Annotated in this window: 16 protein-coding genes; 8 read left to right on the top strand and 8 right to left on the bottom strand. The window is 70.6% G+C overall.

Annotated elements, in window-relative coordinates; all coding sequences use genetic code 11:
- Nucleotides 1-36: 36 nt before the first annotated feature.
- Both OG870_RS09975 and OG870_RS09970 read right to left on the bottom strand, forming a co-directional pair.
- Nucleotides 37-747 (bottom strand): ArsR/SmtB family transcription factor, encoded by a 711-nt coding sequence (locus OG870_RS09975; RefSeq protein ID WP_266585762.1) that lies wholly within the window; start codon nucleotides 745-747, stop codon nucleotides 37-39.
- Nucleotides 748-794: 47 nt separating this feature from the next.
- Nucleotides 795-1,445, bottom strand: coding sequence for a TetR/AcrR family transcriptional regulator (locus OG870_RS09970; protein ID WP_266511444.1), 651 nt, complete (start codon nucleotides 1,443-1,445; stop codon nucleotides 795-797).
- Nucleotides 1,446-1,534: 89 nt separating this feature from the next.
- Between OG870_RS09970 and OG870_RS09965 the strand changes: the two genes are divergently transcribed.
- The 3 genes from OG870_RS09965 (at nucleotide 1,535) to OG870_RS09955 (ending at nucleotide 3,792) form a co-directional block, all read left to right on the top strand.
- Nucleotides 1,535-2,686, top strand: coding sequence for an acyl-CoA dehydrogenase family protein (locus OG870_RS09965; RefSeq protein ID WP_266511442.1), 1,152 nt, complete (start codon nucleotides 1,535-1,537; stop codon nucleotides 2,684-2,686).
- A gap of 75 nt (nucleotides 2,687-2,761) precedes the next feature.
- Complete coding sequence (locus tag OG870_RS09960; RefSeq protein ID WP_266511439.1) at nucleotides 2,762-3,049, top strand: YiaA/YiaB family inner membrane protein; 288 nt, start codon at nucleotides 2,762-2,764, stop codon at nucleotides 3,047-3,049.
- A gap of 119 nt (nucleotides 3,050-3,168) precedes the next feature.
- The gene (locus OG870_RS09955) at nucleotides 3,169-3,792 is read left to right on the top strand and encodes a TetR/AcrR family transcriptional regulator (protein ID WP_266511436.1); all 624 of its coding nucleotides are present in this window, start codon (nucleotides 3,169-3,171) and stop codon (nucleotides 3,790-3,792) included.
- Between the two features lie 13 nt (nucleotides 3,793-3,805).
- Here OG870_RS09955 and OG870_RS09950 read toward each other — a convergent pair whose 3' ends face one another.
- Entirely contained in the window at nucleotides 3,806-4,267 is a 462-nt protein-coding gene (locus tag OG870_RS09950) for a MaoC family dehydratase (protein WP_266923542.1), read from the bottom strand.
- Nucleotides 4,268-4,374: 107 nt separating this feature from the next.
- Between OG870_RS09950 and soxR the strand changes: the two genes are divergently transcribed.
- A complete protein-coding gene (gene soxR, locus OG870_RS09945) occupies nucleotides 4,375-4,860 on the top strand; it encodes a redox-sensitive transcriptional activator SoxR (RefSeq protein WP_266511430.1) in 486 nt (161 codons plus the stop codon).
- A 195-nt stretch (nucleotides 4,861-5,055) separates the two neighbouring features.
- Here soxR and OG870_RS09940 read toward each other — a convergent pair whose 3' ends face one another.
- Nucleotides 5,056-6,123, bottom strand: a complete 1,068-nt coding sequence (locus OG870_RS09940; protein ID WP_266585770.1) for an RNA ligase (ATP) — start codon at nucleotides 6,121-6,123, stop codon at nucleotides 5,056-5,058.
- A 158-nt stretch (nucleotides 6,124-6,281) separates the two neighbouring features.
- Between OG870_RS09940 and OG870_RS09935 the strand changes: the two genes are divergently transcribed.
- A complete protein-coding gene (locus OG870_RS09935; RefSeq protein ID WP_266511422.1) occupies nucleotides 6,282-7,016 on the top strand; it encodes a hypothetical protein in 735 nt (244 codons plus the stop codon).
- Here OG870_RS09935 and OG870_RS09930 read toward each other — a convergent pair.
- Nucleotides 6,962-7,699, bottom strand: a complete 738-nt coding sequence (locus tag OG870_RS09930) for a 3-keto-5-aminohexanoate cleavage protein (protein ID WP_266585783.1) — start codon at nucleotides 7,697-7,699, stop codon at nucleotides 6,962-6,964. The genes OG870_RS09935 and OG870_RS09930 overlap by 55 nt on opposite strands.
- A 236-nt stretch (nucleotides 7,700-7,935) precedes the next feature.
- Nucleotides 7,936-8,538, bottom strand: a complete 603-nt coding sequence (locus OG870_RS09925) for a hypothetical protein (protein ID WP_266511416.1) — start codon at nucleotides 8,536-8,538, stop codon at nucleotides 7,936-7,938.
- A gap of 232 nt (nucleotides 8,539-8,770) precedes the next feature.
- Between OG870_RS09925 and OG870_RS09920 the strand changes: the two genes are divergently transcribed.
- Complete coding sequence (locus OG870_RS09920) at nucleotides 8,771-11,554, top strand: penicillin acylase family protein (protein WP_327690816.1); 2,784 nt, start codon at nucleotides 8,771-8,773, stop codon at nucleotides 11,552-11,554.
- A 53-nt stretch (nucleotides 11,555-11,607) separates the two neighbouring features.
- Here OG870_RS09920 and OG870_RS09915 read toward each other — a convergent pair whose 3' ends face one another.
- Together OG870_RS09915 and OG870_RS09910 are read right to left on the bottom strand one after the other, a co-directional pair.
- Complete coding sequence (locus OG870_RS09915) at nucleotides 11,608-12,927, bottom strand: serine-threonine protein kinase (RefSeq protein WP_266511410.1); 1,320 nt, start codon at nucleotides 12,925-12,927, stop codon at nucleotides 11,608-11,610.
- Nucleotides 12,928-13,008: 81 nt separating this feature from the next.
- Nucleotides 13,009-14,244 carry an exo-beta-N-acetylmuramidase NamZ family protein gene (locus tag OG870_RS09910; RefSeq protein WP_266585787.1) on the bottom strand — a complete coding sequence of 412 codons (1,236 nt, stop codon included), beginning with the start codon at nucleotides 14,242-14,244 and terminating at the stop codon, nucleotides 13,009-13,011.
- 187 nt (nucleotides 14,245-14,431) lie between these two features.
- Between OG870_RS09910 and OG870_RS09905 the strand changes: the two genes are divergently transcribed.
- Nucleotides 14,432-15,205 (top strand): SDR family oxidoreductase, encoded by a 774-nt coding sequence (locus tag OG870_RS09905; RefSeq protein WP_266511405.1) that lies wholly within the window; start codon nucleotides 14,432-14,434, stop codon nucleotides 15,203-15,205.
- Entirely contained in the window at nucleotides 15,202-16,869 is a 1,668-nt protein-coding gene (locus OG870_RS09900; protein WP_266585789.1) for a class I adenylate-forming enzyme family protein, read from the top strand. The genes OG870_RS09905 and OG870_RS09900 overlap by 4 nt, the downstream gene beginning before the upstream one ends.
- Nucleotides 16,870-16,906 lie beyond the last annotated feature (37 nt).

Raw genomic sequence — 16,906 nt, 5'->3', positions numbered from 1 at the left:
CACCACACGAACTCCCACCCTCCATAGCCGCCCAGTTCACCGCAGTGCCCCCGCCTGGATACCGAGCAGCTCCCCCAACGCCCGTTCCCCCGACGAAGTCACCCTCACCGCCCGCTCGGACCCGATCCGCACACACCACCCCGCATCCAGCGCATGTCGGCACAGCGCCGCACCCGCCACCCCCGCCAGATGCGGGCGCCGCTCGGTCCAGTCCAGGCACGCCCGCGCCAGCGGACGCCGCCCCTTGAGTTCGAGCGCGATGCCCGTGGCGCCGAACCACCGCACCCCCGCATCGGTCAGCGCGAACCCGGTGTCCTGCCGCAACAGCCCGCGCAGCGTCAACGCGTCGGTCACGGCGATCCCGAGCCGCCCCGCCAGATGGTCGTAGCAGGTACGCCCCCGCGCCATCGCCGACCCGGCACTCGACTCCCGCAGACTGCGCGGCCGAGCGACCTCACCCGGCTTCACCTGCGCGGCCAGGTCCTCCAGCAGTTGGGCGACCCGGGCGTCGGCGAGACGCACATACCGGTGCCGGCCCTGCCGTTCCTCGGCCAGCAGCCCGCCCGCGACGAGCTTGCCCAGATGTTCGCTCAGCGTCGACGCGGCGACCCCCGCGTGCCGCGCCAGCTCACCCGCGGTCCACGCCCGTCCGTCGAGCAGCGCCAGCAGACACGCGGCGCGCGTCTCGTCGGCGATCAGCCCGGCGAGCCGGGCCAGCTGCGGTGCCTGGGGGTCCCTGGTCGTCATGGGTTCCAGCATGCGGCACGGACACTTTGGCGACCGCCGAACTGTCCCTACCGTTCCTGGACCGTCCGCTTCACCTGCTCGTACTGCTGCACCAGCCCGTCGAGGAGCGCCGTGAGCCCTGTCTCGAAGGCGCGCTCGTCGATCTTCTCCTGCTGCTCGGCGAGCAGGTGGGCCTGTCCGAGGTGGGGGTAGTCGGCGGGGTCGTACGCGCTCTCGTCGTCCACGAAGCCCCCGGCGAAGGAGCCGAGCGCGGAGCCCATGATGAAGTACCGCATCAGCGCGCCGATGGAGGTGGCCTGCGCGGGCGGCCAGCCCGCCTCGACCATCGCGCCGTACACCGCGTCCGCGAGGCGCAGACCGGCCGGCCTGCGGCCGGGCCCGGTGGCGAGGACGGGCACGATGTTCGGGTGGTCGCGCAGCGCGGCCCGGTAGGACACCGCCCAGTCGTGCAGCGCGGTCCGCCACTCCCGGCCGTCCTCGAACATCGACAGGTCGACCTGTGCGCTCACCGAGTCGGCGACCGCCTCCAGGATCTCGTCCTTGGTGCGGAAGTGGTTGTAGAGCGAGGGCCCGCTCACGCCCAGCTCCGCCGCGAGCCGACGCGTGGAGACGGCCGCGAGGCCCTCCGCGTCCACGAGCACACGTGCCGTCTCGACGATCCGGTCGGTGCTGAGCAAGGGCTTGCGCGGTCGGGCCATGGCGCACATAGTAGGGCTGCAACGAGAAACTAGCAGTGCTAATTTAAATGTACGGCTTTCAAGGTCCGTCAGTGATGGGGTGGCTCGGCATGAACCTGGAGCTCAGCGAGGAGCAGACCGCCGTCCGGCAGCTCGCCCGGGACTTCGTGGACCGCGAGATCACCCCGAACGTCATCGCCTGGGACCGCGCCGAGGACGTGGACCGCTCCCTGGTGAAGAAGCTCGGCGAGGTCGGCTTCCTCGGTCTGACCGTCGACGAGGAGTACGGCGGCAGTGGCGGCGACCATCTCGCGTACTGCCTGGTGACGGAGGAACTCGGGCGCGGTGACTCCTCGGTGCGCGGCATCGTGTCCGTCTCGCTCGGGCTGGTCGCCAAGACGATCGCGGCCCGGGGGAGCGAGGAGCAGAAGCGGCGGTGGCTGCCGGGGCTCACCTCCGGCGAGTCGGTCGGCTGCTTCGGCCTCACCGAGCCCGGCACCGGCTCCGACGCCGGCAACCTGACCACCCGCGCGGTGCGCGACGGCGGGGACTACGTGATCAACGGCACCAAGATGTTCATCACCAACGGCACCTGGGCCGACGTCGTCCTCCTCTTCGCCCGCTCCACCGACGCCCCCGGCCACAAGGGCGTCTCCGCCTTCCTCGTACCGGCCGACACCCCCGGCCTGACCCGCCGCGCCATCCACGGCAAGCTCGGCCTGCGCGGCCAGGCCACCGCCGAGCTGGTCCTCGAGGACGTGCGCGTCCCCGCCTCCGCGATGCTGGGCGAGGAGGGCAAGGGCTTCTCGGTCGCCATGTCGGCGCTGGCCAAGGGGCGGATGTCGGTCGCGGCGGGGTGCGTGGGCATAGCCCAGGCCGCGCTGGAGGTGGCGGTGACGTACGCGGGCGAGCGCGAGCAGTTCGGCAAGCCCATCGCGCAGCACCAGCTGGTGCAGGAGCTGATCAGCGACATCGCCGTGGACGTGGACGCGGCCCGCCTGCTGACCTGGCGGGTCGCCGACCTCATCGACCGCGGGCAGCCCTTCGCCGTCGAGTCCTCCAAGGCCAAGCTCTTCGCCTCGGAGGCCGCCGTCCGCGCGGCCAACAACGCCCTCCAGGTCTTCGGCGGCTACGGCTACATCGACGAGTACCCGGCGGGCAAGCTGCTGCGCGACGCCCGCGTGATGACCCTCTACGAGGGCACCAGCCAGATCCAGAAGCTGCTCATCGGGCGGGCGCTGACCGGCGTCTCGGCGTTCTGACCATCTCTCAGTTCTGAGTACCTCCTAGGTACTTCGGCGGATGTGGCGGCGGCCACGTCCGCCGACGCTTGTCCCATGAGTGATACACCGGTCAAGCAGCAGAACACGGCCGCCTTCTACGGCCAGGCCGTCGCCTCCTTCGGCGTCGCCATGGCCGCGACCGCCATCGGCATCTTCCGGCTCAGCGCCGACGCCTGGGTGCGCGGCTTCCTCGCCATCGCCGTCCTGTACCTGGTCACGTCCGCTTTCACCCTCGCCAAGGTGATCCGGGACCGGCAGGAGGCGGGACAGATCGTCAGCCGCGTCGACCAGGCCCGGCTGGAGAAGCTGCTCGCCGACCACGACCCCTTCGAGAAGCTCTGAGGCCCTTGGCCACCAAGCCCGGAAGCCGCCAGGCCGAGAAGCCCTGAGCGGGCACACTAAGCGCTCGCTCAGCTTCAGCGGTATGGTGTTGTCCTTGTCGGTGAGAGGGGCAGCGAGCGATGAGTACGGCGGAGGAGACGGCCGGCGGCGAGGCGTCGGCGTGGGGTGAGGTCACGCCCGACGCGGCCCGGCGGCTGCTGATCGCCGCGGTGGAGGCCTTCGCCGAGCGCGGGTACCACGCCACGACGACCCGTGACATCGCGGGCCGCGCGGGCATGAGCCCGGCCGCGCTCTACATCCACTACAAGACCAAGGAGGAGCTGCTCCACCGGATCAGCAGGATCGGTCACGCCAAGGCCCTTGAGATCCTGCAGACGGCGGCCCGGCGCGAGGGCACCGCGACCGAGCGGCTGGCCGACGCGGTGAGCTCCTTCGTCCGCTGGCACGCGGGCGGCCGCACCACCGCCCGGGTCGTGCAGTACGAGCTGGACTCGCTCGGACCGGGGGCTCGCGCCGAGATCCTCGCGCTGCGCCGGCAGTGCGACGCGGAGGTGCGCGGGATCATCGAGGACGGCATCACGTCCGGCGAGTTCGACGTGCTGGACGTCAAGGGCACGACCCTCGCCGTCATGTCGCTCTGCATCGACGTCGCCCGCTGGTTCAACATCGACGGGCCCTGGACGCCCGACGAGATCGGCGCGCTCGACGCCGACCTCGTGCTGCGCATGGTGGGGGTCAAGTAGCCCCCCGGGCCGCTCAGAGGTAGAAGCGGGCCACCGACTCGGCCACGCATACGGGCTTGTCGCCGCCCTCGCGTTCCACGGTGTAGGCGACGGCCACCTGGATGCCGCCCGGCACGTCCTCGACGCTGCTGATCTTCCCGGTCGCGCGCAGGCGTGAGCCGACCGGGACCGGTGCGGGGAAGCGGACCTTGTTGGTCCCGTAGTTGACGCCCATCCGCACGCCCTCGACCGTGATCAGCTGCGGCCCGAACAGCGGCAGCAGCGACAGGGTCAGATACCCGTGCGCGATGGTCGTGCCGAACGGTCCCGCCGCCGCCTTCTCCGGGTCCACATGGATCCACTGGTGGTCCCCGGTCGCCTCGGCGAAGAGATCGATCCGCTTCTGGTCGACCTCCAGCCAGTCGGTGTACCCCAGCTGCTCGCCCACCGCCGCCTTCAGGTCGTCGGCGGACGTGAAGATCCTCGGCTCTGCCATGTCCAGGCCTCCCATCGGTCAAAAGTCTAAGCAACTGCTTAGCATGCTCGGACGGGAATCCAATGTCAACGGACAACGGCCCCGACGGGGTCGGTAGGCTTCGAGGAGTGCCCCAGATTCCAGAGAAGATCCACGAGCTCACGGTAGGCCAGCTCGCCGCGCGAAGCGGCGCCGCCGTCTCCGCCCTGCACTTCTACGAGTCCAAGGGTCTGATCAGCAGCAGCCGCACCGCCGGCAACCAGCGCCGCTACCACCGCGACGCGCTGCGCCGGGTCGCCTTCGTACGGGCCGCACAGCGCGTCGGCATCCCCCTGGCCACGATCCGCGAGGCGCTCGCCGAGCTCCCCGAGGAGCGCACCCCCACTCGGGAGGACTGGGCCCGTCTCTCCGAGGCCTGGCGCTCCGAGCTCGACGAGCGCATCAAGCAGCTCAACCGCCTTCGCGACCACCTCACCGACTGCATCGGCTGCGGCTGTCTCTCCCTCGACGGCTGTGTCCTGTCCAACCCGGACGACGTGTTCGGCGAACAGCAGGCGGGATCGCGTCTGCTGGTCGAGCGAGCGGCGAACCGGATGCGGCAGCAGCGGAGCTAGTGCCGCAACAGGCAACGTTCGCCCCGTCGCGACGCCCGGCACGCACTCTCACCGCACCGGCCGAAAGCCCAAGTACGTCCAGTACGAGGACTTCCGGCCGGCACGCCGAGAGCACGCACCGGACGCCGCTCCTTGACGGGCAAACGTTCCCTGCCGCGGCACTAGAGAGGGTGCCCGCCCGTCGGGCAACCCCGTTCACTCGAACTCCGTGCCGCCCTTGCGCGTCAGATAGGCCGCACTCACCGCCTTCGCGATCGCCCGGCCCCCGGTCACGGGGCTGTGCCGCTCGGCCGCCGGACGGATCACGACCCCTTCGCGCAGATGCAGCTCCCGCCCGGACACGGTCTCCCGCCCGCTCGCGATCTCCAGCACCCGGCCGATGTCGTACGGCCCCTCGTACAGCCGCGGCACCAACGGCAGCTCTCCGCCGAGCAGTTCGGCCGCGTCCAGCCACCGCACCGTGCCGTCGATCTCCGCGCTGACGTCGAACACCGCATACCCGAGGGTGGTCCGGCGGCCGTCGGCGCCGTACGTCAGGTCCTGGACCCCCGCGCCGTACACCTCACCGAAGATGCCGACCCGGCGGGCGCCCACTCGCTCGGCGAGGCGGGTGGCGGCCTCGGCGACGCCGTGGCCGTGCACCGCCCGCCAGTACAGATTGCGCGGATCCTCCTTCAGGGCGAGGGACTTGGCGCCGAAGCCCTTGGAGGAGACGTGCACGCGACCCTCGTCGGCGAGGTAGGTCAGCAGACAGGCCGAGCCGTGCAGTTTCTCGGTCAGGACCACAGCCTCGCCCGGTGAGAAGATGTCCGGAAACCGCTGGATGTTCTCGATGTCGACCCAGGGCAGCAGATCGGGCGCGGACTCGACCTCGCCGTTCATCGTGGGCGGGATCGGCGGCACCCACTTGGTGATGCCCAGCCGCTCGGCGAAGTCCGTGCCGTCCAGGGCGGCCCGCGCCAGGTCGACGTCCGCGAGCGCCTTCGGGCGGCACACGATGCCCTGCGACAGCTCACCGCGCAGCCGCACCGCCTTCACCCGGTCCGAGTTGCCGCCCGCCAGCCGTCCGGTCAGCCCCAGCTCCTCGATCAGGCCGGCCGGCAGCACGGACTGCTCGGGGATGTAGAGGGCGGCATCGCCGGTGCGGTACGTGCCCTTGGCGACGACGGCCCGGTACAGGCCCACCTGGGCCAGTTCGAGGGCATCGGCGTTCGGATGCTCGTGGACGGTCAGCACTTCGGCGGTGACGCGCAGCGTCGACATCGGGACTCCTCGTTCCGCAGGTCGTTCTCAGGTGTGTTTCATCGCCTCCCCACTGTCCGGACGGGAAAAGGGTGGAGCGAGCGGATTAGCTACTGCTAGCGTCGGGATCTTCGGCCGACCCGCACGCCGTGCACGGAGTCCTGACGGGACCAACTCCCATGTTTCCAGCCGCACTTGACGCCGCCCTCGCGGACATCGACACGGTCTTCGACGGTTTCGCGAGCGTTGACGAGACCGGTTGCGGTTACTGTCACGCGCCCGAGGAGACCGCGTATCTGCGCACGCCGCACGTGCCGATACCCGTGGACGTCGTGCAGTACTACCTCTTCGAGGTGTCCGACCACTTCGACGACCACGCGGCCGTGATGCGGCGCCTGCTGCCGCAGGCCGCACGGGCGATGGCCGACGGCAGCCTGGGTTCGATCAACTACGGGGCCCACGGGCTGTCCCGGGTGGACTGGCGCTCCTGGCCGGCCGACCAGGCCGCCGCGATCGAGGCGTTCCTGAACGCCTGGTGGCGGCACGCCCTGACGGTGCCCGAGCCGCCCTACGGCATCGAGGACACCTTCGAGACCTGCACCACGATCGCCCGGACCGTGACCCCGTTCCTGGACGGGTGGGGCCGTGGTCCGGTCGCCGGCGCGCATCTCGCCCTCTGCGCCGACTCCTGGCTCCGCGACCTGCTGTCCGACGCCTCCCCGTTCTCCTGGTGGTACGACGACAGCGTGGACACCGGACTCGCCGACCTGCGCACCTGGCTGGCCGGCCCGGGTGCGGCCCGGCTGCGCGCCCACGGTGAGCCCGATCTGGCCGTCCGCGCCGAGCTCCTCGCCCTGCCCTACGACGAGCGCTGGGCCCACCCGTACTGGGACAGCCCCTCGGCGACCAACTGAGCGTTGGACAGGGCTCGTTCCCCGTCCGGCAGCAGCAGCGTGTCCTCCAGGCCGATCCGGGTGGCGAGCCCCAGCCGCCCGGCCAGCCGCAGCACCGGCCACACGCTGCCGTCCTCGCCGTGCAGCAGCACGGGGCGGCCGTGGGCGGAACCCAGGTCGGCCAGGAGGGCATGGGCGGTGTGCTCGGCTGTGTCCTCCGAGGTGTCCGTCACCTCGGCCAGCACCCGCCGCACCCGCGGGCCGACGGGCGAGACGGCGAACCGGGCCGCCCCGTCCGTCCCCGACCAGATGCCCGCCTCGACCCCCACACCGAGGTCGATCAGTGCGGCGGCGATCTCCTCCGCGCCCTCCTCATGCCAGTTGACCGAGGCGTGGTCGGGCGGCTCGGACAGCATGGACCAGCTGCGGACACGCTCCAGGCGTGCGGCCGGGCCCGGTTCGGCCCAGGCGCCCGTGGTCACGCCGACCGGCACCGACACCCGCGCCCTGATCGCGTCGAGCGTCGGCGCGAGGACTCTGGGCGAGAGGGAGTCCTGCCCGCAGGGGCCCTTGGGATGGACATGGATGTCCGTAGCCCCGGCCGCGACCGCATACGCCGCCGACTCGGCCATCGCCTCCGGCGACAGCGGCACACGCGCGCTGTCCAAGGCGCCCCGAGATCCGTTGAGACACACCTGCACCATGTCCCGATGGTGCCAGTCGTGACAATGGCGGACAAACAGGGGGTGCGGCATCCCCGGCGCACCCCCGGCCGTGTTGTCGTCGGTCGCCGACCCTCCGCGTCGACTCCCGCCTCCGCCGTGCGGCTGCACGTTCCCCCGCTCCCGGCGTCACGCATGCCGGGGACCCCCACCGACCCCGCTCGGGTCAGCCAGGAGGTTGCCGTGTCCTGCAGCCGGCTCGATCCGATTGCCGGACCCTAGGCCGACACGAGCAGCCTTCCGCGCCTTGCGTCCGCCAGGGCCTCGGCTTTGAGCACGGGCCGTGGCACGAGAATTCCGCAGTGAGTGCAGACCGGACCCGTGGAGGGTTCGTGGTCCAGGTCGTACTTCCAGATCAGGCGCTGCGCGCCGCACACCGGGCAACCCGAACCCGGCTCGCGCTCCAGGCCGGTGATCAGCCGGCGCAGCACCTCGGCGAGCGGTTCACGGGGGTGCACCCGTGGGTCGTCGCACCAGGCGACACCGAACCCGCCCCAGGTCAGACGGTGCCAGTCGTCCACAGTGCCCGGCCGACGCAGCCCGTCGTGCTTCTCCTTCTTGCGCCGCTCGGCGAACTCGACCTCGTAGGCCAGCCAGACCGAACGCGCGTCTTCCAACTCGTCCAGCGCGGCCACGAGCCGCACCGGGTCGGGGGAGCGGTCCTCCGGACCGAACCCTGCCCGGGAGCACAAATGGTCCCAGGTCGCCCTGTGCCCGTAAGGAGCGAACCGCTCAAGGCACTTGCGCAGTGAATAGCGCCGCAGTGCCAGATCGCACCGCGGATCGCGGACCTGTCTCGCCAGACTCCGGAAACCGGCCATCGCCCTGCACCTCCGTCACACCTGCACCTGTACTTCGGTCACTTCGGCGTCGTCGCGCCGGACTTCGCGCGACGTTGACGAATAGACGTATCGACAAGCGATTCGGCTCCATCCGTTTTCCGATGACCCCCATAAGCTGCCCTGACTACTCCAAAACTTGACGCATGTTCATCTTCACTCTCGGGGCTACCGGCGGTAACGTCCCGGCTCACCCCCGTCGGTAGGAGCTGCCATGCCTCGGCGTCCCTCACGTATCGCCCCACGCAGACTGAGAACTCCCGGCAGGCTCGCCGGGTTCCTGAAGAGCGCATCCATATGCGTCCTGGTTGCTGGTCTTTTGTCCCCGCTCACCCAGGCGACCGCGGTCGCCGCCACCGCCTCGAACGACTACTGCGGCGGCCAGTGCTCCGACATCACGCCGCCGGGTGAGAACGGCAACGCCACCCTGGCCCAGATCCTCCTCAACCAGGCCTTCGGCACCCAGCCCAGCCATGCCGAGGACCAGCTCGGCCCGTACGCCGACCTCGCCACGGGCTACTCCACCCTCACCGACTCGAAGATCAACACCTTCTTCAACGACGCGTCTTTCGGGGTCTCTTCCGATCAGGTCGCCTCCTCCGAGAAGCCGGCCGGCCGCACCGACGTGACGATCGTCCGCGACAAGAAGGCGGGCATTCCCCACATCACCGGTACCACCAGATACGGGACGGAGTTCGGCGCCGGGTATGCCGCGGCTGAGGACCGGCTGTGGCTCATGGACGTCTTCCGGCACGTCGGACGCGGCCAGCTGACGACCTTCGCGGGCGGCGCCCCCTCCAACCAGGGGCTGGAGCAGGAGTTCTACCGCAGCGCCCCGTACACCGAGGCCGATCTGCAGGCCCAGATCGACAACGCCGTCGCCACCAACGGGGCCCGCGGGAAGCTGGCCCTGGACGACGCCAACGCCTACCTGGCCGGCATCAACTCCTACATCGACGCCTCGGACAGTGGCCGTTACTTCCCGGGCGAGTACGTCCTCACCGGGCACAAGGACTCGATCACCAACGCCGGCACCATCGACCACTTCAAGATCACCGATCTGGTCGCGCTGGCCTCGGTCGTCGGCTCGCTGTTCGGCTCCGGCGGCGGTGGCGAGGTCAACAACGCGCTCTCACTGATCGCCGCCCAGTCCAAGTACGGCGTGGAGGAGGGCACCAAGGTCTGGGAGTCCTTCCGCGAACGCAACGACCCCGAGGCCGTCCTCACCGTCCACAACGGCGAGAGCTTCCCGTACGCCTCCAAGCCCGCCGACCCCCAGGGCGAGGCCCTGCCCGACGCCGGTTCGGTGACCCAGGAGCCACTCGTCCACGACCGCACGGGCAGCGCGGCCACCGCCGGCTCCACCGGCGCCTCGGCCACGGCGGCGGCGACCACCCTGAGCTCGGCCAAGCGCGGCATGTCCAACGCCCTCGTGGTGAGCGGCAAGTACACCGCCAGCGGCCACCCTGTAGCCGTGTTCGGGCCGCAGACCGGCTACTTCGCCCCGCAGCTGCTCATGCTCCAGGAGATCCAGGGCCCGGGCATCAGCGCCCGCGGCGCCTCCTTCGCGGGCCTGAGCATGTACGTCGAACTGGGCCGCGGCCAGGACTACTCCTGGAGCGCGACGACCTCCGGCCAGGACATCATCGACACGTACGCCGTGGAGCTGTGCCAGGACGACTACCACTACCTGTACCACGGCACCTGCACCGCCATGGACAAGGTCGAGCAGGCGAACTCCTGGAAGCCCACCACGGCCGACGGCACCGCGGCGGGCTCGTACACGATGCGGGTCTGGCGCACCAAGTACGGGCCGGTGGAGTACCGGGCGACCGTCGGCGGCAAGAAGGTCGCCTACACCACCCTGCGCTCGTCCTACATGCACGAGGCCGACTCGATCATCGGCTTCCAGATGCTCAACGACCCGGACTACGTGAAGAGCCCGCAGACCTTCCAGAGCGCGGCGCAGCACATCAACTACACGTTCAACTGGTTCTACGCCGACTCCTCGCACACCGCGTACTACAACAGCGGCAACAACCCGGAGCGGGCGAGTGGCGTCGACGCCGAGTTCCCGGTCTGGGCGCGGGCGGCGTACGAGTGGCAGAACTGGGACCCGGCCACCAACACCGCCGACTACACGGCGGCCTCCGCGCATCCCAACTCCATCGACCAGGACTACTACATCTCCTGGAACAACAAGCAGGCCAAGGACTACACGACCGCGCCCTGGGGCGACGGGTCCGTGCACCGTGGCAACCTGCTCGAGGACCGGGTGAAGAAGCTCGTGGCCGCGGGCGGGGTGACACGGTCGTCGCTGGTGAAGGCGATGTCGGACGCGTCACTGGCCGACCTGCGGGCCGAGGACGTGCTGCCGAAGCTGCTCAAGGTCGTCAACAGCAGCCCGGTCACCGACTCCACGGCCGCGGCCGCGGTGAGCAAGCTGCAGGCGTGGGTGACGGCGGGCGCCAAGCGCACGGAGACGTCGGCCGGTTCGAAGAAGTACGCCGACGCCGACGCGATCCGGATCCTGGACGCGTGGTGGCCGCTGCTGGTCAAGGCCGAGTTCGAACCGGGCCTCGGCAGCGACCTGTACAGCGCCTTCGGCAACGACCTGCCGATCGACGAGTCACCGTCGGCCGCCCATGGGCCCACCGGCTCGCACGCGGGAAGCTCCTTCCAGTACGGCTGGTGGAGCTACGTCGACAAGGACATCCGGGCGGTGCTCGGTGAGCCGGTGCAGGGGCCGTTGGCGGCGAAGTACTGCGGCGGCGGCAGCCTGAACTCCTGCCGGGACATCCTGATCAGCACCCTGAAGTCGGCGGCCGGCACGTCCGCGTCGACCGTCTACCCCGGCGACTCCCTCTGCTCGGCGGGCGACCAGTGGTGCGCCGACTCGATCGTGCAGCGCACCCTGGGCGGCATCAAGCACCGCAACATCAGCTGGCAGAACCGGCCCACCTTCCAGCAGGTGGTGGAGTACACGTCCCATCGGTGACAGGTGACCTTCCACCACCCCTCGGTGGAAGGTGACACACCACTGGCGGCGGGTCAGCGGACGCGGCCCGCCGCCAGCACCACCTCGGCCAGTTCCCGGTGCACGATGTCGCTGTGCGCGCCGGAGGGCGGCCCGCCCTTCCTGATCACGGCCGCCGCGTCGACGTTGACGCACCCCGAGGCGGGCAGACCGGAGCCGAGGACGTCCGCGAGCGTGCACGCACGCGTGCCGGGCACCGCCTGCACGCCGTCGTGTCCCATGGCACCCCACTTGGCGCCCAGCATCCCCGCGATGTCGAAGCCCTCGGCCACGCCCTGCGCGTCGTTCGCCATGCGGGAGGCCAGCGGGTAGATCGTGCCGAGCGCCGAGTCGAAGTGGGAGTAACAGCACACCAGGGGGCCGTCGATACGGTTCTGCTGGCCCTGCAGCACGCCTCCCGCATGTGGGTCGTGCGGCAGCCGGGCCGCGAACGCGTAGTGCGAGAAGGCCCCTTGGAACAGCGTCACCGACTTCACCGTGTGCACTCCCTCGGGCAGACCGCGCAGCGCGAACGACACCAGCCGGCCGCCGAAGCTGTGCCCGACCAGGTGCACACGCACGTCCGGCGCCGACGAGGCGAGCTGCCCGATCACCCGGCCGAGCCCGCGCTCGCCGACCGTCCCCGCGCGCCGCTTCATCGCGTAGTACGTCGCCTGCCGCAGCAGTTCGTGCGCACCGTCCCAGGGGTTGGGCAGGGTGAACGAGGCCTGTCCGCCCGGGGGTTCGAGCTGCGCCAGCGCCTGCGCGAACTCCTCGCAGACCTCCGCCGCGGGCCGCGAGAACATGTCCGGCTCGCTCTGCGGCGCCCCGTTCGCCAGGGTGTCCGCGGCGAACAGCGGTTGAGGCCCCGGCGGTACCACCTCCACGAGCAGCCGTACCAGCCGCCCGAACTCCGCCAGCTCGGCCTCCTCGCCCGTGTGCTGGTCCAGCAGCCGGGCGAGCTGGTCGATCACGGTGGCCCGGCCGGGGAAGGTCTCCAGCAGCGCGTGCCGTGTGTCCTTGTCGAGCGCGGGATGCGCCGGCGCGTCGGCCGCGACGGACCGCGGGAAGTCCGGGATGGGCTCGTCGGAGAACCGCATCGACGGCCACAGGACGCCCACGTACCCGAGCCTGGCCGTCGGCGCGAGGTCGGGGATCGGCGCGAAGAAGCTGCTGTAGAGGCGGGTCGCGCCCGAGCGGTCGTTGTTCCAGCCGTGCGCGAAGACGATCAGGTCACGGACGCCGCGCCGGGTGACCTCGGCCAGCAGCCGGTCCCGCTCCGGCCGGTCGACGTCCCCGTCCGCGTCGAAGGTCAGCTCCCAGAAGGGAGACACGCTCATTGCCGGCTGTGCCATGACAGGCCCCCTCGTCCCCCGCAGCTCCGCGATGTGGGCGCATCGTCCTGCTACCGGACAAGGAAGGCCATACGTCGTGACTCATCCGTAGAGGAGGTATTCCTTTCGAATCCGCCGGAACGCCGCCAGCTCCTCCTGCCAGCCCGCCACCACCTCGTCGGCGCTCGCGCCCGCGTCGATCGCCGTACGTACGCGCGTGGAGCCCGTGAGCTTGTCGATCCAGTTGTCCGGCCGCCAACCGAAGCCGCTCCACACCTTCTTGGCGGTCACCAGCAGTGCGACACCGGTACGCACGGGGTCGTACGCGGCCCGGTCGTGCACATGGATCTGCACGCCGCCGACCGTCCTGCCCTGGAACTTGGAGAAGGTCGGCGCGAAGTACGCCTCCCTGAAGTGCACGCCGGGCAGGCCCAGTTCACCGACCGCCGCCGCCCACCGCCCGTCGATGCCCTCCGCGCCGAGCAGTTCGAACGGGCGGGTCGTACCGCGCCCCTCCGACAGGTTCGTGCCCTCGAACATGCAGGTCCCCGAGTAGACCAGGGCGGAGTCGGGCGTCGGCATGTTCGGGCTCGGCGGCACCCAGGGCAGCGACCAGGCGTCGTAGAACTCCGATCGCTTCCACCCCGTCATCAGGACGGTCTCCAGCGGCACCGGCGTTTCGAGGAACTCCCCGTTGAACAGCCGCGCCAGCTCGGCCACGGTCATCCCGTGCGCCTGGGAGATCGGCTGCCGGCCGATGAAGGTCGCGAACTCCTTGTGCAGCACGGGGCCCCGGGCCGCGCGCCCGGTCACCGGATTCGGCCGGTCGAGGACGACGAAGCGTTTGCCGGCGAGCCGGGCGGCCTCCATGCAGTCGTACAGCGTCCAGATGTACGTGTAGAAGCGCGCGCCGACGTCCTGGATGTCGAAGACGACGGTGTCGACACCGGACGCCGTGAAGACGTCGGCGAGGGGCCGGCCGCTCTTGAGATACGTGTCGTAGACGGGGAGCCCGGTGGCCGGGTCGTCGTAGCGGCCCTCGGAGCCGCCGGCCTGCGCGGTGCCGCGGAAGCCGTGTTCGGGGCCGAAGACGGCCGTCAGCTTGACGCGGGGGTCCGCGTGCATCACGTCGACGATGTGACGGACGTCTCGGGTGACGCCGGTGGGATTGGTGACGATGCCGCATCGCTGGCCGCTGAGCTGGGCGTAGTCGGTTGCCGCCAGTTGTTCGAAGCCGGTGCGGAGGGGTTTGCGCGGGGCTGCGGTGGCCGGGGGTGCCGCTGAGAGTGATGTTGCTGCCGTTGTCGCTGCGAGGAGGGCTCGTCTGGATAGGCGCATGAGGGGCAAGGTATTGCTCCCGCGGGTCGTGGGGAAGCCGCTGGTTCATCGTGGCCTGTCGCGCCCACGCGGCGGAGCCGCAAGTTGATACAGCCCAGCGCCCCTGGCGGGTTGCAGTCACCCCTTTCCTGCCACATACCGACCGGTTAGTCTGGGCTGGCAGCAGAGCCGCAGTCGAAGGAGACCGATGGTGGAAGCCGTGCAGGATGCCGGAGTGGTCGTCACCGGAGCCGGAGGCGGGATCGGGGCCGCCCTCGCCCGGCGGTTCGCCGCCGAAGGGGCCCGGGTCGTGGTCAACGACCTGGACGCCGGGCGGGCCGCAGCGGTCGCCGAGGAGATCGGTGGCATCGCGGTGCCCGGGGACGCCTCCTCGATCGTGGCCGACGCCCGGGACGCGCTCGGTGGCACGGTCGACGTGTACTGCGCCAACGCGGGCGTCGCCTTCGAGGGCGCCGAGCTCGGGCAGCCGCTCGACGAGAAGCCCTGGGAGCTTTCCTGGGACGTCAACGTCATGGCCCATGTGCGTGCCGCCCATGAACTGCTCCCCGACTGGCTGGAGCGCGGCAGCGGCCGGTTCGTGTCCACCGTCTCCGCCGCCGGACTGCTCACCATGATCGGCGCGCCCTCGTACAGCGTCTCCAAGCACGGTGCGTACGCCTTCTCCGAGTGGCTGTCGCTGACGTACCGGCACCGGGGCCTCAAGGTCCACGCCATCTGTCCCCAGGGTGTCCGCACCGACATGCTGGCCGCCACCGGCAGCGCGGGCGAGCTGGTGCTCCAGCAGACGGCGGTCGAGCCGGCGGACGTCGCGGACGCCCTGTTCAAGGGGATGGAGGAGGACCGGTTCCTGATCCTCCCGCACCCCGAGGTCGCCGGGTACTACCAGGCCAGGGCCGCCGGCCCCGACCGCTGGCTGACGAACATGAACCACATCCAGCAGAAGTGGGAGGAGGTACGGTGACCGGCTCCCCGTACGCCGCCCAGCCCTGGGTGGCCCTGCTGAACGACGCCCAGCGGGCCCCGATCGACCCCGCCGACTCTCTCGTGCACGCCCTGCGCCGGTCCGCCGCCGAGGCCCCGGACCGTGCCTTCCTCGCCTACTTCGACGGGCGGCTGAGCTACCGCGAGGCAGACGAGCTGAGCGACTCGGTCGCCGGGCATCTGGCCGCCCGCGGCCTGGAGCGCGGCGACCGGGTGGCGATCCTGCTGCAGAACTCCCCGCACTTCGTGCTCGCCCTGCTGGGCGCGTGGAAGGCGGGCGCGATCGTCGTGCCGGTCAACCCCATGTACAAGGCGGGGGAGGTGGGGCACGTCCTGCGGGACGGCGAGGTGGCGGCTCTCGTCTGCTCCGATCGTGCCTGGGAGTCGTATCTGCGCGACGCCGCCGCCGACTCCTCCGTACGGATCGTGCTGACCGGGTGCGAGCTGGACTTCCAGACGCGCGACGACGCGCGCGTACTGTCCTTCGAGCGGCTGGCGCAGGCCGACGACGCCGACGACCTGGTGGCCGTGGCACGCGCCGGGCACAAGGCCCCGGAAGGCCGGGACCCCGGGCCGTCCGACATCGCGCTGATCAGCTACACCTCGGGCACCAGCGGCACCCCCAAGGGCGCCACCAACACGCACGGCAACATCATGTTCAACGCCGAGCGGCAGCGCACGGGCCTCGCCCTGCCGGACGCGCCGGTCTACTACGCGATGGCGCCCCTGTTCCACATCACCGGTATGGTCTGCCAGCTCGGCGCGTGTCTCAACAGCGCGGGCACACTCGTGCTGACGTACCGCTTCGAGGCGGGTGTCGTGCTCGACGCGTTCGCCGAGCACCGGCCGCACTACACGGTCGGCCCGTCGACCGCCTTCATGGCGCTGGGCGCCCACCCGGACGCCACCCCCGACCACTTCTCCTCCTTCGTCAACATCTCCTCGGGCGGCGCCCCCGTGCCGCCGGCCCTCGTGGAGAAGTTCCGGGCAGGCTTCGGGCCGTACATCCGCAACGGCTACGGGCTGACCGAGTGCACCGCACCCTGCGCCTCCGTCCCGCCCGGCCTGGAGGCCCCCGTCGACCCGGCCTCCGGCACCCTGGCCGTGGGCCTGCCGGGCCCCGACACGATCGTGCGGATCGTCGACGACCAGGGCCGTGAGGTCCCCATGGGCGAGCAGGGCGAGATCCTCGTCCGCGGACCGCAGGTCGTGCCCGGCTACTGGCGGCGGCCCGACGCGACGGCCGAGACCTTCCCGGACGGCGAACTGCGCACCGGCGACATCGGCTTCATGGACCCGCAGGGATGGCTGTACGTCGTCGACCGCAAGAAGGACATGATCAACGCGTCCGGCTTCAAGGTGTGGCCGCGCGAGGTCGAGGACGTGCTGTACACGCATCCCGCGGTCCGTGAGGCGGCGGTCGTCGGGGTGCCCGACGGGTACCGCGGTGAGACCGTCAAGGCGTACATCAGCCTCCGTCCGGGCGCCGACACGGACCCGGGTGAACTCGCGGCGTACTGCAAGGAGAGACTGGCCGCCTACAAGTACCCGCGGCAGGTGGAGATCCTGCCCGACTTGCCGAAGACGGCAAGTGGGAAGATCCTCCGTCGGGAGCTTCGTTCCCGACCGCGGGACAGTGCTTAGAAGCAGACCGAGAGCTTGGAAGGCAGGTGGCGGCACA

This window comes from Streptomyces sp. NBC_00461 (genome assembly GCF_036013935.1).
GTDB lineage: Bacteria > Actinomycetota > Actinomycetes > Streptomycetales > Streptomycetaceae > Streptomyces.
The sequence above is the reverse complement of the archived record's forward strand: the minus strand, read 5'-3'. Positions and strand labels throughout refer to the sequence as shown.